Below are 15,173 nucleotides of genomic sequence, written 5' to 3'. Positions count from 1 at the left end.
CTTTTACTGATATCGTTTCCGCAGCAATTGCATCATATGCACATTAATAGCCCATTGATCAGACAAAGGATCCCGTGTGTACGGAAGCGTAGGCATATAATCGGGCGGGCCAAATTCAGTCAGTATGGTAAGATTTTTACCCGCTTTCTTTTTTGCTTCCACCACTTTATCCCACCAGCTGAGATGCGCGTTCAGTGCCGGTTCCCATTCCGGAGCCCTGGGATCATTTACCTGTGGGCCTTCCGGATGGCCGATGCGTGCATGAATATGATCCACACGTGCCAATGCAAGATCAACAGTTTCCTGCTGATCCTCCAGCAAAGTTTCACTTACATTACACCAGTGCGATACATCGAAAGTAATACGCAGCCCGGGAATGGTATCTATATAATGCCTCGCCGTCGGTGCGGAATACAGTATCCTTGCACGATGTGTTTCATGACAGATATCAATGCCCGTTTGCCTGGATAACTGTATGGTATGATCAATGAAAGCTTTGTTCTGCTCATAGCTGAAAAAATCCCTTCCGGAATGGCAATTAATATACAGCGGCCGCTGGATGGTTTGAGTAGCCGCTTCATCCATCATCATTATAAACTGTTCAAGATGCCTGGGAAAATGGCTGTCGAAACCTGCGCACAGTATGCCTACTTCCAGCTGATGTTTCTTCAGTGCAGTAAATAATGCTTCCTGTGCTTCCTTTTCGGAGGACCACAGGACTTCAATTCCATCATATCCTTCCTTTTTTGCTTTATGGCAAAATTCATCGATGGTACCAGGGAAGCCCCAATTGGTAGCCATGATCCTGAGCTCAAAATTGTTGTTCATAGTAGAAATGTGTTTATGCGCAATAAGGTCCAACAAGGTAATTATAGTGTTCCGCAAGCCTCTGTCTTGCTTTCGTAAAGTAAATACATCTGCAGGGGAATGTTGCCAAAAGTCGCTTTAGCGTAAAAAACAGCTATTTTAAGATAAAAGAACGCGCTCCCGCCCTTGAAAGGAGTCACTATTTTTACAGAGTACTCTTTTATGTTGATTTCCACGTATTACTAATTTCTAAAACCAACTCCTCATCACTATAAACAGGTTTCCGTTATGTTAAAATTCTTACCTATGTTCTGGCGGGTTTTGTGTGTTTCCGCAGGAATACAATATCTCTTCATCACAGCATCTGCTCAACAGCCAGCCAGTCCTCCACCGGCTGCTAATGTCGTCAGCGGGCATGTTACCAACGAAAAAGGTGAGCCAATGGCGGGAATCACAGTCACGGAAAAAGGTACGGCCAATTTTTCACAGACAGACATCCGTGGCGATTTCCGCATCCGCATCTCGAAAACGCCGGCTACGCTGGTGTTTTCGGCCATCAACTTAGCTACTAAAGAAGTGCAGGTAACTGCCGGCCAGGTACTGAATATATCCCTGGCAGACCAGGCAAAGGAACTGAACGATGTGGTAGTGATAGGTTATGCTACCCAGCGGCGGCGTGACCTCACAGGTTCTGTATCATCCGTCAGCGCCTCGCAGATAAAAGACATTCCGCTCAGCTCTGCCATGCAGGCATTGCAGGGCAGGCTCGCCGGCGTTAATATTTCAACAACGGAAGGAGGCCCGGGCGCAGCCGTTACCATCAAAGTAAGAGGTGGTGGCTCTATCACGCAGGATAATACCCCATTGTATGTAGTAGATGGTATCCAGGTAGAAGACGCACTTTCAAAAATAGCCCCGCAGGATATTGAATCTGTGGATGTATTGAAGGATGCCGCCGCCACTTCCATCTACGGGGCCAGGGGAGCTAACGGGGTTGTTATTATCACCACCAAAGGCGGCAAACCCATGAAAACAGTGGTGGCCTATAACTATTTCTATGGAGTTAATAAGCTGGCGAAAAAATTTGATGTGATGAACCCGAAAGAGTTCATCGAATACAACTGGGAAAAAACAAGGAATACCCTGGCTGACAGCAGTGCCTTTACTTCCCAATATGGCAACAGCTGGGTAGGACTGGATTCCATCAGGAATGCACAGCATATAGACTGGCAGGACCTTACCTTCGGAAAGAATGCTCCTCTTCAAACCCATAATGTGAGCATCACCGGAGGAGATAAGTTCACCACTTTCAACATCAGCTACACCAATAACAATGAGAAAAGTGTAATGATCAATTCCAGCTATTTAAGGAATCTCCTGAACCTGCGCCTTGATCACACCGTTTCGGATAAATTCAAAGTAGGGCTGAACGTGGTTTATAACGACCAGGAGATCAATGGCCCCGGAACAAGCGCATCCGGCAATGTAACCAACAACCGTCTGCGCAATTCCATTAAATACAGGCCCTTCCTGGTTAATTCAGAAGATCCCAACGCTTCAAACGATGCAGCTTATTTTGCACAGACAAATGCCACAGGCTATTACCTCATCAACCCCATCGAATTTTCGAATGCATCTTACCGGCGCAACCGTGCTGTGAATACCACCATCAGTTCCTATCTGCAATACGCACTCACTAAATACCTGTCGTTACGCATCACCGGTGGCATCAACAAAACGGAAGGAAAGCTGAACACGTTCGATGATTACATAACCTGGAATGCGATCACCAACAGCGCAGGAAAGCCTATCATCAATATCGTGAACAGCAGTATGATGTCTGTTAACGAGAATGCCGTATTGAGCTTTAACAACAGCGCATTCAAGTCTGATTTTCATAAGAACAATGCTATCAATGCACTGATAGGTCAGGAGATCTACCAGCTTTCTTCCAATTCACAGACTGACCAGGTAAGATATTTCCCTGTAGGTATTACACCGCAAAAAGCATTTTCCCAACTAAGCCTCGGTACCTCCACTCCCCTGTACCCTGCTTCCACAGATGCCAAAAGCAGGATCGTTTCCTTCTTTACCAGGATAGGGTATACGCATAAGAATAAATACCTGGCCACATTCAACCTGCGGGCAGATGGCTCTTCAAAGTTTGCTCCGGGCAAACAATGGGGATATTTCCCATCAGCATCTGTTGCCTGGCGCATTTCCAACGAAGATTTCTTTAACAAAAACAACTTTGCCTCAGATGTTAAACTCCGTGTGAGCTATGGCCTGGCAGGTAACAACCGGATCGGTGATTTCCTGTACGCTTCCCTGTTCAGGTCCAACGCCACTCCCTACAGCCTGAACAATACCCTGATCCCGGGTTATGCCATTGCTAACCTGGCGAATCCTAACCTCAAATGGGAAACTACTTTATCGCGCAATATAGGATTGGACGTGAGCCTCTTTAATAACCTTTTCCAGGTAAGCCTGGACGCTTATCTGAATGATGTGCGGGACCTGCTGATCAATGTGCCCATTGCTGCCAACTCGGGATTCAGCACACAATTGCAGAATGTAGGCAGCGTGCGGAACCGCGGACTGGAATTACAATTGAGCACAACGCCCATTTCAAATAATGATTTTAAGTGGAACATCAATTTCAATATCTCCACTAACCGGAATGAGATCATCAAATTATCCAATGTTTCCAACCAATACTTTGCCAGCTCCGGCTGGGGGCCGGGTAATGAATACCTGGTAAAGGTAGGGCAGCCCGTAGGTACTATTTTTGGCTATGAGTCTGATGGTATGTACACCCTGAATGATTTTGATTACAATCCCGCCAATGGCGCGTATGTATTGAAGAAAGGTGTGGCAGACAATACAGCCTCCGTAGGGATCCCTGCTCCGGGAACAAAGAAACTAAAGGACCGGACCGGTGATGGCATCGTAAATGCAGATGACCGCACTATCCTTGGCAGTGCACAACCAAAATTCACCGGCGGCTTGAATAACCAGCTTACCTACAAAAGATTTGATCTGAGTGTATTCGTCAACTTTGTGTATGGAAATAAAATACTGAATGGCGATAAGGTGGAATTCAGTAATGCCTATGCAGGCAGTTTTTCCAACCTTACCGGTATCATGAACGATCGGTGGAAGACCATAGATGCAAATGGCAATGCTGTTCAATGGGTAGTAAATGTAGCTGGCAAAACATTACCTGCCGGTGCATCTCCGGAAGTACTGGGTGCCATCAACAAGGACGCAAAGATCTGGCAGCCTATCAAAGGAGGCAATTACCTGTTGCTCGATTCCTGGGCTGTTGAAGACGGCTCTTTCCTCCGCTTCAGTAATATAACACTTGGATACAACTTACCGGTGGAATCCCTGCTAAAGAAAAAGATCAGCAGCCTGCGGGTGTATGCTACGGTAAACAATGCCGGTATTATCACAAAATACACTGGTCTTGATCCTGAGGTGAGCACCAAAAATTCCAATTATGTAACGCCTGGTGTAGACTCTTCTCCTTACCCACGCAGCAGAACATTCATTGCCGGTATTAATGTTAAATTCTAGATCATTCAGCATATGAACAATATTCATTCAAAAAAACTGGCGGCTCTTATAGGATTATTCGTCCTGGCCATTTCACTTAATTCGTGCAAGAAATTCTTAACACTGAGCCCTGATTCCGCTTTTGATGACACTTATGTTTTTGGCAGTGTGAATGATGCTTATGGCGCCGTATTAGGCACCTATGCAACGCTCGCCGGCGACAGGGGATATGGCGGAAGGATCCAGTACTACTTTTCCAACGATTGTGATGAATCCTACTGTAATGCCAGTAATACTGTAGCCATTGGCGGTGATAACGGAGCGAAGGCACTTTGCCGGTATAATGCACTGGCCACTAATACAGAGCTGGACGCGGAATGGAATATCTATTACGCAGGGATCGACCGTGCCAATCAATGTATCAAGAACATTCCAAAGATGCATTTATACACCAGTGGCTCAGATAACGATAAAGCAAGCCTGAGAAGGCTGCATGGCGAAGCACTGACGCTAAGGGCACAATTCTTCTTCGACATTATTAAATTCTGGGGAGATGTGCCGGCTCCTTATATTCCTTCCATAGACGCACCCGATCTCAACCTGCCGGCAACAAACAGGGATTCCATCTACGATCATATCCTGAATGATCTGGCGATGGCCGCCACGCTTTTACCATGGCGCGGCGATCCGGGCGTTACTATAGATGAGCGGATCACCAAAGGAGCAGCAAAAGCACTCAGGGCAAGGATTGCGCTGTTCAGAGCAGGATATTCACTGCGGGCTGCATCTAAGAAAATGGAGCGGCCTTCCGATTACATTAAATATTACCAGATAGCCCGGGATGAATGCAATGATATTATGCTTTCCGGCAAACATAAGCTGAACCCCAGCTTCATGGCAGTGTTCAAGGATAATTTCAACGCGCACAAGATAGAACCTAATGGAGAAGTATTGTTCCAGGTAGGACTGTCTGGCGGAAACGGTGTTTCAGACGGCAGGGTGGGCTTTATCGATGGTACCCGCGTAAACGGCAATGGCAGTGGTTCCAGCTGGGCGCTACCTACTTATTTTTATAAGTTCGACAGCCTGGATATAAGAAGAGATGTTACTATCGCCAGCTATGCCATCAACGGATCAGGGCAGTATGTTGGTATCGCCACTGTTTACGGGCCTTTTGTGATGGCAAAGTTCAGGAGGGACTGGCATTCCAATCCCGCTACACCAGCCAACAGCAACTTTGCTTATACAGGCATCAGCTGGCCGATGATCCGTTATTCGGATGTGCTATTGATGTTTGCGGAAGCAGAGAATGAACTCAACCAGGCACCTACAGCAGCAGCTATTACCGCCTTTAAGCAGGTGCGCGTAAGAGGGTTCAATGGTGACGAAAGTAAAATGGGCACTATTCCTGCTGACTATGCCGGTTTTTTCAAAGCCATTACCGATGAACGGATGTTTGAATTAGGTGGTGAAGGATTAAGGAAGTGGGACCTCATCCGCTGGAACCTGATCAGCACCGTATTTGCTGACACCCGTGATAAGCTGGAGAAATTCAGGCTGCGGCAGGCTCCTTTCACCAATATGCCTGCCAGGATGTATTTCCTCAATAATTCAACCACCGGCATTGTGTATTCTGCCAGCTATTACCAACCTTCTGCTGCTAATCCGCCTGCAGGTTATTCAAGTGTGAACTGGGCATCAGCATATGGAAATACTTTCGCGAGCGACTGGGCTGGAAGCTTTGTGGCCAATCAGAGAGAGATCCTCCCTTATGGTCCTCAAACACTTAGCAGCAATCCCAGCCTTCGCCAGGGATATGGATATTAAACGATAGAAGAATGAAATTCAGAAATGTATTATTGTTATTGCTCTTTACCTCGTTCTCATTCCATGCAGCAGGAAAAGATTTTAACATCCTCGATTTTGGTGCAACAAAGGATACCGGTAAACTGAGCACAGTGGCCATTAATAAAGCAGTCGCCGCCTGTTTTAAAGCCGGAGGTGGAAGGGTGATCATTCCTGCCGGTCATTTTAAAAGCGGCACTATTACTTTATTGAACAACGTAGAGCTCTTCCTGGAACGGGGTGCAGTGTTGTATGCGAGTACTAATCATCACGATTTTCCGCGTCAGCAGCAACCCAAATACCGGTCTCAAAAAGATCCCGGCGGCTGGTACGCCCTGATCTATGCTGAAGGTGCCAGCAACATTGGCATAAGCGGTTTTGGAACCATAGACGGCCAGGGCGCCAGGCAGGTACCACGGCCCGGCCCCAAAGGAGCTGTTCATGAAGACCGGGATGGAAGGCCCAGGAATATCCTGTTCATATCCTGCCGGAAAATTTCTGTGCAGGACATTACCATGCAAAACTCCGGCATCTGGAACCAGCATTACCTGGATTGTGAAAATGTTGTGGTTCATAATATCCGTGTTTACAATCACAGCAACAGGAATAATGATGCGATAGATATAGACGGATGCAGGCAGGTGGTGATATCCGATTGCATCATGGATACAGATGATGATGGTATCACCCTCAAAAGCACAGGAGCAGCGCCCTGCGAAGATGTTGCTGTCACCAATTGCATCGTGAGCAGCTTTTGCGCCGCCATCAAATGCGGCACGGAGTCCACAGGAGGTTTTAAAAACATCCTGATCAGCAATTGTATTATAAAACCCTCAGCATGCCCTACGGAACCTATATTCAGAACACCACGTATAGGACAGGTAGGCATTGCACTCGAAATTGTTGATGGAGGAATAATGGATGGCATAACCGTGAGTAATATTGTTATAGAGGGAACGGAATGCCCCATTTATGTGAGGCTGGGCAACAGGGCCCGCAAGCATACAGAAGAAGCGCCGGAGCCAGGCCGCGGCACCATGCGTAATGTTTCCTTATCGGATATTAATGTATATAACGCCGGTAATTATTGCTCTTCCATTACCGGCATTCCCGGTTCACCTATTGAGAATATAACGTTGAACAATATCCGTATCATCAACAGGGGCGGCCTCCGGCAAGGAGAATATACCAGTGATCCGTTAAAGGTACCGGAGCTGGAAAAAGAGTATCCGGCGCCGGACAGATGGCGTAACCTGCCCAGCTCAGGCTTTTTTATCCGACATGTGAAGCACATCAGCCTGAATGATGTTACGCTCGGGTCACTGGCTGCTGATCCCCGGATACCTGTGATTGCCGATGACGTGGAGGAGCTGAAAATTTCAGATCTGCAAACCGATAGACCGGATACAGCAGTTTTACAACAGTTAAATGTCAGGAACTTTAAGCAGCGATAGACAACCTCATTCTGATTCAAAAAAGCCCATCTGATGATGGGCTTTTTTATGTAAATATAGTAACCAAAAAGAAGTATATTACAGTACCAGCGTACATATCAGGCTAAACAGCACCTGAACTGCAGTAAATAGGCCTGTGTATTTCCAATCTAATTTGCGGACTGAATTTTGCAAAAAAAAATATGAACTATCAAACAATTGCTCCTCCAAAAGATCTCGCAAACTTTGTGCAGTTCTTTTGGGCATTGGAAGGATCGGCTACAGCCGAAAACCCTTTCTTTCACCGGGTACTGGCTGAGAGTTCTCCCGAATGGGTGTTTTATTGCAAAGGACAATTCCAATTATACACAACTATTCCGGGACAGCGTACCACGATGCTTTCAGGTGTATCAGGACAAATGCAGCATTTCAAAAAACTTTTTTCCCTGAACGATTTCCGCCTGTTTGGTGTTTATCTTTTCCCCTATGCTATTCCACTCGTTTTTGGAATACCCGCCAATGCGCTCAGCGATGAAGCAGTAGATACCCCAACCCTGCTTGGCAGAGAAGGACAGTTGCTGGAACAAAAGATATATGAAGCTGCCGATCACCAACTGCGTGCAAAAATAATGTCCCAATTTATTCGTCAGCGGCTGGCAAAGAACCGCGAGTTAACAGATCCTGTTTTTACACCTATCAGGCAGATACTTTTTTCTTCCACTGCATTGTCTATTCCCTCACTGGCAGATGATTGTTATTTGTCACGCAGGCAGTTTGAAAGAAAATTCCTTCAATATGCCGGGTACAGCCCTAAACAATTCCAGCGGATTGCCCGGTTCAACACAGTTATAAAAAAATTTGAAGAACGGCCAATGCTACTGACAGAAATGGCGTATGATTGCGGTTATTACGATCAGTCTCATTTCATTCATGACTTCCGGTTATTCTCCGGATACAATCCAAAAGCTTTTTTCAAAAACCAAAAAGCGGCAACTGATTACAGGGCTTTTGAGGAATTCAGTCCCTGGTCTGAAGAGTGAAAAATGTCGCAATAATACAATTTTTGCTATCCCCTATCTCATAGCTTTGTTAAAAAAGTTTTATGAGCCTACGATGCATGCTATCGGCGTGTTTAATTATTGGATTAGCATTTGCAACAACGGAAAATGCATTTTCACAAACGCCTTCCGATGAAACATCATCAACCGTTACCGGCATTACAGCTGGGCGGGCGAGATCTATTATTACCGCAGTGGCAGGGCTTATCAGCCTTATCATTGGCTGGCGTGCCAAGACCCGCCCCGCCGGCACCGGACGGTCAGCAGCCATAACAGCCCTGGTGCTTGGAGTGCTCTGCGTTATATTCAGTATAGTGCAATTGAGCACCACTACCGGTGGTTTCGGTACCGGCGGAGGAAAAGCCGGAGCTATCGTTGCCTTTGCGCTCGGAATGACAGGTATTATACTCTCAGGAATGGCACTTCGTACTAAAAAAGAATAAACCAAATTTGCATTTTATGGAAAGGAAAAATGTAAGCTTTTACGGAGTTCGCTATATCGTAAACGACATAGATGCGGCCATGTCCTTCTATAAAGATCTGCTGGGATTTACAGTTGACATGAAAGCCCCGGAGGGTTTTGCGAAGCTCTCAAAAGGTGATCTCCATTTGTACCTCAATAAACCAGGATTCGGAGGCGCGGGACAGCCCATGCCTGATGGCACCCTGCCAGCACCAGGCGGATGGAACAGGATACAACTGGAAGTAAATAACCTGGAAGCGTTTATTGAAACGTTAAAAACAGGAAAGGCACAGTTTCGCAATGAGCTGGTGACCGGAGTTGGTGGTAAACAGATCTTATTACAGGACCCTTCAGGCAACCTGGTTGAATTGTTTGAACCAAATGAATAAAAACAGCATTCTAAAACTCTTTATCCCCAAATTCACTATTAGGAAGTTTTGATTTTCCGCTCAGCCTGTTCAGGTTATAACTCAGGCTGATCAGGAATACATCTGTTTCGTAAATGTAATTGGTGGTAGTATAAAAATCCCGGCCGCTGGTAGTGATCCGCTGGCGCTGCGTCTGCTTCATTCCAAGGTCCATGTTCTGCCATTGCAGGGTAGCGGATAAACGCCCGTCCATGAATGTTTTTTTCAAAGAAGTATTAGGTACAAGGAACCTGGAATCCTCGCCCTGTGCAGTAGGCCTTGCTGAAAGGTAGTTCACATTCGCCTGCAAACTCCATGTCGCACCCAGTTTGAAATTGGTATTCGCATTAATGGAATATACCCAGTTCTTATTGTTGACCGTAGAATTTACACCCAGTATGTTGAGATTGCCCTTGATCCTGTAATTATAGATATTACCACCAAGATACAAGCTCCACCATTTTGCAGGTTCGAGACTGGCTCCGGCCTCCAGGCCAAATGTACGTGCTGCTTCAGCATTGGTGAACACCCGGTTTAAAATGGTATCGGCATACACACTGTTTACCCGCTGGATCGGATTTTTGATATGCTGATAATACAGGGTAGCGAAAAATGAACCCTTTTTAAAATTGTGGATCGAACCCAGTTCCACCAGGTCAATGAATGAAGGTAACAGATCCGGGTCACCCTGTTCCAGGGTTTCGGAATGCTCCCGCTCAGGTATTGGGTTTAACTCAAAATTATTCGTACGCTGAATCCTTTTACTGTATCCCGCTTTCACCTTCCACGCTTTGCTGATGGTATACAGCAGGTTTGCTGATGGGAACAGGTTGGATAAATTGAGTTTGTGCAGTGCCGGATCATAGGAAAGATCTACGGTCCTTAAGGCATATTCATATCGCAGACCCGCCACATATTCCAGTTTTCGCTGATTACCCGAATACTGGGTATAAACTGAATTGATCTGGTTGCTGGTGTTTGCAGATCCCCGGAACCGGTCCGCATCCGGTTGAGAAGTAGCCGGTGTTACAAAGTAGTCGAATTTGCCATTCTGCCTGTCGTGCCTGAACTGGTAACCGCTTTCCAGCTTCCCTTTGCCGATATTGACAGCATAATCCAGCTTAAGCCTGTATCCATCTATCGGGTTCTCATAAGGATTATAAACCTCCTGTAATATCAGTGAGGTTTCCGGGAAGCCCAGGTTTTTGTTCCTGGTATTGCCAAAAAGCCGGGCGCTTTCAAACAAAGCGGAAGCCGTAAGGGAAGATCTGTTGCTGAACCTATGTGTATAATCAACATTGCCCAGGTAAAAATTCCCTTGTTTGGTTTGCAGGTTGGAATTAAAATAAGTGGTACTGCTGATCAGTTCACCGCTGGCCATCCGTGTAGCCGTATTATTGTAAAGGATATCCGCTAAACGGGCCTGGTACCTTTTGCCGGCAAAGAACCCTGCGGAAAATGTATTATTCGTATCCGGTGAGAAAGTTACAGATGCCCTGCCTGCATAATTGTATTTATCAAAGCTCCTTTCTCCATTTGAGGGAAACCGTGTAATGATATCAGTGGAAAAATTCTTTGTATAAACATCTCCTTCCCGGTAACCGGCATTATCATTCCGGGTATAATTACCACCAACGGAAACATCCCATTTATTCTTTTTGAAGTTGACGGTCACATCTCCTCCGAAACGTTTCGGTTTTTCCTTATTGCCATGATCGTTAGTGCTTGGCAGCCCTCCCAGTAAATTGACAGCAATTGTCAGCCCGTCTGCAGCTCCTTTTTTGGTAATGATATTGATGATGCCGCCTTTACCATCGGGATCATATTTTGCGGATGGCGCGGTAACAAGTTCTATATTCTCTATGGCATTTGCCGGAAGCTGGCTCAGGACAGTCCGGGCATCCGTAATCACGGGTTTTCCGTTGATCATTACCTGGAAACCTGATGAACCACGAACGCTGATCCCACCTTCGCCGTCCAGCGATACGGAAGGAAGGTTCTTCAGCACATCGATTGCATTCCCTCCTTTTGCGGCCTCGAATTGCCCTGCGCGAAATGTTTGTTTATCGATCTTGTTAGATGCATTCGACTGTGTTCCGGTAACATTTACCTGGTTCAACATCGCACTTCCCGGAGTGAGCACATTTTTCCCGAGGTCCAATCGCTCGCCTGCAGCTAAAGTAACGCCACCAATGTACCTGGTTTCATATCCCATGTATAAGATCCTGAGATAGTAGTTTCCGGGAGTCAGTTTTTCCAGAACAAAGCTGCCATTCGTTTGGGTCAGGGTTCCGGCAACAAGGGAGGAGTCCGCCTTGCTGAACACCGCAACACTGGCATATTCCAATGGCTGACCATCTTTTTTGTCATTAACAGAACCGCGGATAGAAGCTTTTTGCCCAATAGCAGTCTGTGCGAGTATCAATAAAACCGGAAGGATAAGAAATCTGTAATTCATGCTGATGTTTATAAAACCACCGCAAAGATACTTGTCAGGTTTAAATGGCAATTGTAATATTCCGGGCAATTATTGTAGGATTATTTCTTCGAAAGTGCCAGTTCCCGGTACTGTCCGGGAGTCAGGTTCGTATTTAGCCTGAAAAAATTAACGAAATGAGGAGCATCGGAGAACTTAAGATTTGCTGCGATTTCCTTAACCGACAATGCTGTAGCCGAAAGCAGCATTTTTGCCTCCAGTAAAACACGCTCATTGATGATGGAAGAGGCTGTTTTACCAGACGATCTCTTGCACGCCTCGTTCAATGTTCCAATGGTGGTATTCAATTTTCCGGCATAAAATTTCAACTGCCTTTTATCGGGAAAATGATCGTTAATTAACCGCTTGTATTGCTGAAAAAGCCCGTCTGCAAAGGTAACTACGTTATTATTTATCCCGGAGATCCCTTTAAGTTTCGCCACCAATAAATGAAGATATGCGCTGTATACCGGATAACCTGTTCCGGCCTCCTGGTATTCCTCATAAAGTCCTGATAATAAATGAAACAACCGGGACTGGTCACCGAGGGAAATTAATGCAGGCAACCCAAATAATATGTCCATATCTTCTTTTAGCAGCAGATCTTCCCTGAACAGCAATACATAACCTCCGGGAAGCGCTGAAAAGTTCCAGCAATGAGTTTGACCAGGCCTGATGTAAAAAGCCACGGGCGGGGTGACCTCAAAGCTCATATCATCAATTTCATGAAACCCTGAACCTTCGTCCAGGAAGATCAGTTCGTGATAATCGGCATGGCGGTGAGGCCGGGTAGGCTTAATGACCGTCTTCATTCTGCTGATCTTAAATAAGCTTTCCTCCGCAATTTTGGATTTAACCGGTATCTCGTTCATCTTTTAGCAATTATCGTCAAGATAAGCATCCCCGCAATTAATTTTATACTTTTATCATCGTAAAAAGCGGAAACATATGCTAAAGCTTGCAGTATCCATTGCATTATTGGCACTAACAATAACCACCTGGGGCCAGACTCATGCACCAAAGAGCACTCAGCCCAATATCATTTACATCCTCACAGATGATATGGGCTACAGTGATATCAGCTGTTTCGGCGGACAATTTGTTCCCACGCCCAACATAGACCGTATCGCAAAGAACGGCCGTAAATTCACACACTACTACAGCGCTGCGCCTATTTGCTCTCCCTCAAGAGCAGGGCTCCTTACCGGCATGTATCCCGGCAGATGGAATTTCTCCACCTACCTCGATAATAAAAAACATAACAGGGATGCACAACAGGCGGATTTCCTGGACCCTGGAGCTCCATCCATCGCCCACTTCTTTAAAAAGGCGGGATATGCAACAGGCCATTTCGGCAAGTGGCATCTTGGTGGAGGAAGAGATGTGAAGAATGCGCCCGGCTTTGAACAATATGGTTTTGATGAACATGCCAGCACCTATGAAAGCCCGGACCCTGATCCCTTGCTCACTGCAACAAACTGGATCTGGTCAGATAAGGACAGCATCAAAAGGTGGGACCGCACAAAGTATTTTGTAGATAAAACACTTGATTTTCTGAGCAGGCATAAAGGACAGCCCTGCTTTATCAATCTATGGCCGGATGAAATGCATACACCATGGGTTCCCAGGAAAGACTCCATGAACAGGGAAGGCCAGGCTGCCTTTAAACTGGTGTTGAAAGAATATGATGTACAGATCGGCAGGTTACTGGATGGCTTAAAAAAGCTGGGCATCGAAAAAAACACCATCGTCATTTTTACCAGTGATAATGGTCCGCTACCAACCTTCCAGGGCAGCAGGGCATTGGGGCTGAGAGGATCCAAATTATCTTTATACGAAGGAGGAATCAGAATGCCTTTCATCATATCCTGGCCGGGGCAAATTCCCGCAGGAACAATTGACAGTTCCTCCGCTGTTAGTGCAATAGACATCATTCCTTCGCTGGCCAAACTGAGCAAGATTGCCCTTCCCAAAGATTACCCGGGTGATGGAATTGACAGAAGCACTGTATTACTGGGAAAGCCTGCAGCTAGGAACAAAGAAATATTCTGGGAATACGGCCGTAATGATATCGCATTCGCCTATCCGAAGGGCAATAACATTAATAATAGAAGTCCAAATCTGGCCGTACTTTCCGGGGAGTGGAAACTATTAATGAATAGTAACAGTACGGATATCCAGCTATATAATATAAAGAAGGACAAAGCCGAAACAAACAATCTTAAAGACAGTGAACCTGCGATAGTAGCGCAACTCAAAGATAAATTACTGCAATGGTGGAGCTCACTTCCGAAATTAACACAACCAGGGAGTTAACAGATCAAAAAATGTGCCCTCAAAACCAGCTATTTCAACTCAATCCACACCGGTGCATGATCACTGGTTTTCTCCCAGCCCCGTACATGTTTATCAACACCACCACGGGAAAGCCGGCCCATGAGATGTGAGCTTATTAAAAAGTGATCGATCCTAAGCCCGGCGTTCCGCTCCCAGGCACGGCGGAAGTAATCCCAGAATGTATAAATAGTTTCTCCGGGATAAAGGTGCCGGATAGCATCTGTCCATCCCTGCTTTAGCAGGCCTTCAAAGGCAGCTCTTACCTCTGTGCGGAAAAGCGCATCATTCACGTACTTCTCAGGTTTATAAACATCCAGTGTTGTTGGCATAACGTTATAGTCCCCTATCAGTATCACGGGCACATCATGGGCAAGCAGCTTTTTGGCATGCGCGGTCAATCGTTTATACCATTTGAGTTTATAGTCGAACTTCTCACCCGGGTATGGATTACCGTTAGGGCAATAAAGACAAACGATCACTATCTGTCCAACAACTGCTTCAAGGTAACGGCTCTGGATATCGTTATTGTCTCCGGGAAGCGAACGCCCCACCTCCTGGATCGGCAGAGACCGCGAAAGGATCGCAACACCATTCCAGCTTTTCTGGCCATGCCATACAGCCTGGTAACCTGCTGCCTGGATCTCCGCTAAAGGGAAGCGTTCATTGGGTGCTTTCAGTTCCTGCAAACAAACTATATCCGGTTGAGCTTCCTGCAACCATTGAAGCAATACAGGCAACCGGGCATTAATTCCATTGATATTGTAACTGGCAATTTTCAGCATATTTCTT

At 46.0% G+C, this 15,173-nt stretch carries 11 protein-coding genes; 7 read left to right on the top strand and 4 right to left on the bottom strand.

The window, feature by feature from the left end; all coding sequences use genetic code 11:
- Nucleotides 1–3: 3 nt before the first annotated feature.
- Nucleotides 4–828: a sugar phosphate isomerase/epimerase family protein gene (locus AAHN97_RS04440; RefSeq protein ID WP_343306353.1), complete on the bottom strand. Its 825-nt coding sequence runs from the start codon at nucleotides 826–828 to the stop codon at nucleotides 4–6.
- A 267-nt stretch (nucleotides 829–1,095) separates the two neighbouring features.
- Here AAHN97_RS04440 and AAHN97_RS04435 point away from each other — a divergent pair, with 267 nt between their 5' ends.
- The 6 genes from AAHN97_RS04435 (at nucleotide 1,096) to AAHN97_RS04410 (ending at nucleotide 9,553) form a co-directional block, all read left to right on the top strand.
- Nucleotides 1,096–4,386: a SusC/RagA family TonB-linked outer membrane protein gene (locus AAHN97_RS04435; protein ID WP_343306352.1), complete on the top strand. Its 3,291-nt coding sequence runs from the start codon at nucleotides 1,096–1,098 to the stop codon at nucleotides 4,384–4,386.
- A gap of 12 nt (nucleotides 4,387–4,398) precedes the next feature.
- Nucleotides 4,399–6,192: a RagB/SusD family nutrient uptake outer membrane protein gene (locus AAHN97_RS04430; protein WP_343306351.1), complete on the top strand. Its 1,794-nt coding sequence runs from the start codon at nucleotides 4,399–4,401 to the stop codon at nucleotides 6,190–6,192.
- Nucleotides 6,193–6,203: 11 nt separating this feature from the next.
- Nucleotides 6,204–7,664 (top strand): glycoside hydrolase family 28 protein, encoded by a 1,461-nt coding sequence (locus AAHN97_RS04425; RefSeq protein ID WP_343306350.1) that lies wholly within the window; start codon nucleotides 6,204–6,206, stop codon nucleotides 7,662–7,664.
- A gap of 182 nt (nucleotides 7,665–7,846) precedes the next feature.
- Complete coding sequence (locus AAHN97_RS04420; protein WP_343306349.1) at nucleotides 7,847–8,683, top strand: helix-turn-helix domain-containing protein; 837 nt, start codon at nucleotides 7,847–7,849, stop codon at nucleotides 8,681–8,683.
- Between the two features lie 62 nt (nucleotides 8,684–8,745).
- Nucleotides 8,746–9,144, top strand: coding sequence for a DUF6223 family protein (locus tag AAHN97_RS04415; protein WP_343306348.1), 399 nt, complete (start codon nucleotides 8,746–8,748; stop codon nucleotides 9,142–9,144).
- A gap of 16 nt (nucleotides 9,145–9,160) precedes the next feature.
- Nucleotides 9,161–9,553 carry a VOC family protein gene (locus tag AAHN97_RS04410; RefSeq protein ID WP_343306347.1) on the top strand — a complete coding sequence of 131 codons (393 nt, stop codon included), beginning with the start codon at nucleotides 9,161–9,163 and terminating at the stop codon, nucleotides 9,551–9,553.
- Between the two features lie 10 nt (nucleotides 9,554–9,563).
- On the opposite strand, the gene AAHN97_RS04405 is transcribed toward AAHN97_RS04410, so the two are convergent.
- Nucleotides 9,564–12,029, bottom strand: coding sequence for a TonB-dependent receptor domain-containing protein (locus AAHN97_RS04405; RefSeq protein ID WP_343306346.1), 2,466 nt, complete (start codon nucleotides 12,027–12,029; stop codon nucleotides 9,564–9,566).
- Nucleotides 12,030–12,109: 80 nt separating this feature from the next.
- Nucleotides 12,110–12,919, bottom strand: coding sequence for an AraC family transcriptional regulator (locus tag AAHN97_RS04400; RefSeq protein WP_343306345.1), 810 nt, complete (start codon nucleotides 12,917–12,919; stop codon nucleotides 12,110–12,112).
- A 76-nt stretch (nucleotides 12,920–12,995) separates the two neighbouring features.
- On the opposite strand from AAHN97_RS04400, the gene AAHN97_RS04395 reads away from it, so the two are divergent.
- The gene (locus AAHN97_RS04395) at nucleotides 12,996–14,363 is read left to right on the top strand and encodes a sulfatase-like hydrolase/transferase (protein ID WP_343306344.1); all 1,368 of its coding nucleotides are present in this window, start codon (nucleotides 12,996–12,998) and stop codon (nucleotides 14,361–14,363) included.
- Nucleotides 14,364–14,392: 29 nt separating this feature from the next.
- Here AAHN97_RS04395 and xth read toward each other — a convergent pair whose 3' ends face one another.
- Nucleotides 14,393–15,166 (bottom strand): exodeoxyribonuclease III, encoded by a 774-nt coding sequence (gene xth / locus AAHN97_RS04390; RefSeq protein ID WP_343306343.1) that lies wholly within the window; start codon nucleotides 15,164–15,166, stop codon nucleotides 14,393–14,395.
- Nucleotides 15,167–15,173: the final 7 nt, after the last annotated feature.

The organism is Chitinophaga niabensis (assembly GCF_039545795.1).
GTDB lineage: Bacteria > Bacteroidota > Bacteroidia > Chitinophagales > Chitinophagaceae > Chitinophaga > Chitinophaga niabensis_B.
This window is presented reverse-complemented; position numbering and strand designations above follow the sequence as displayed.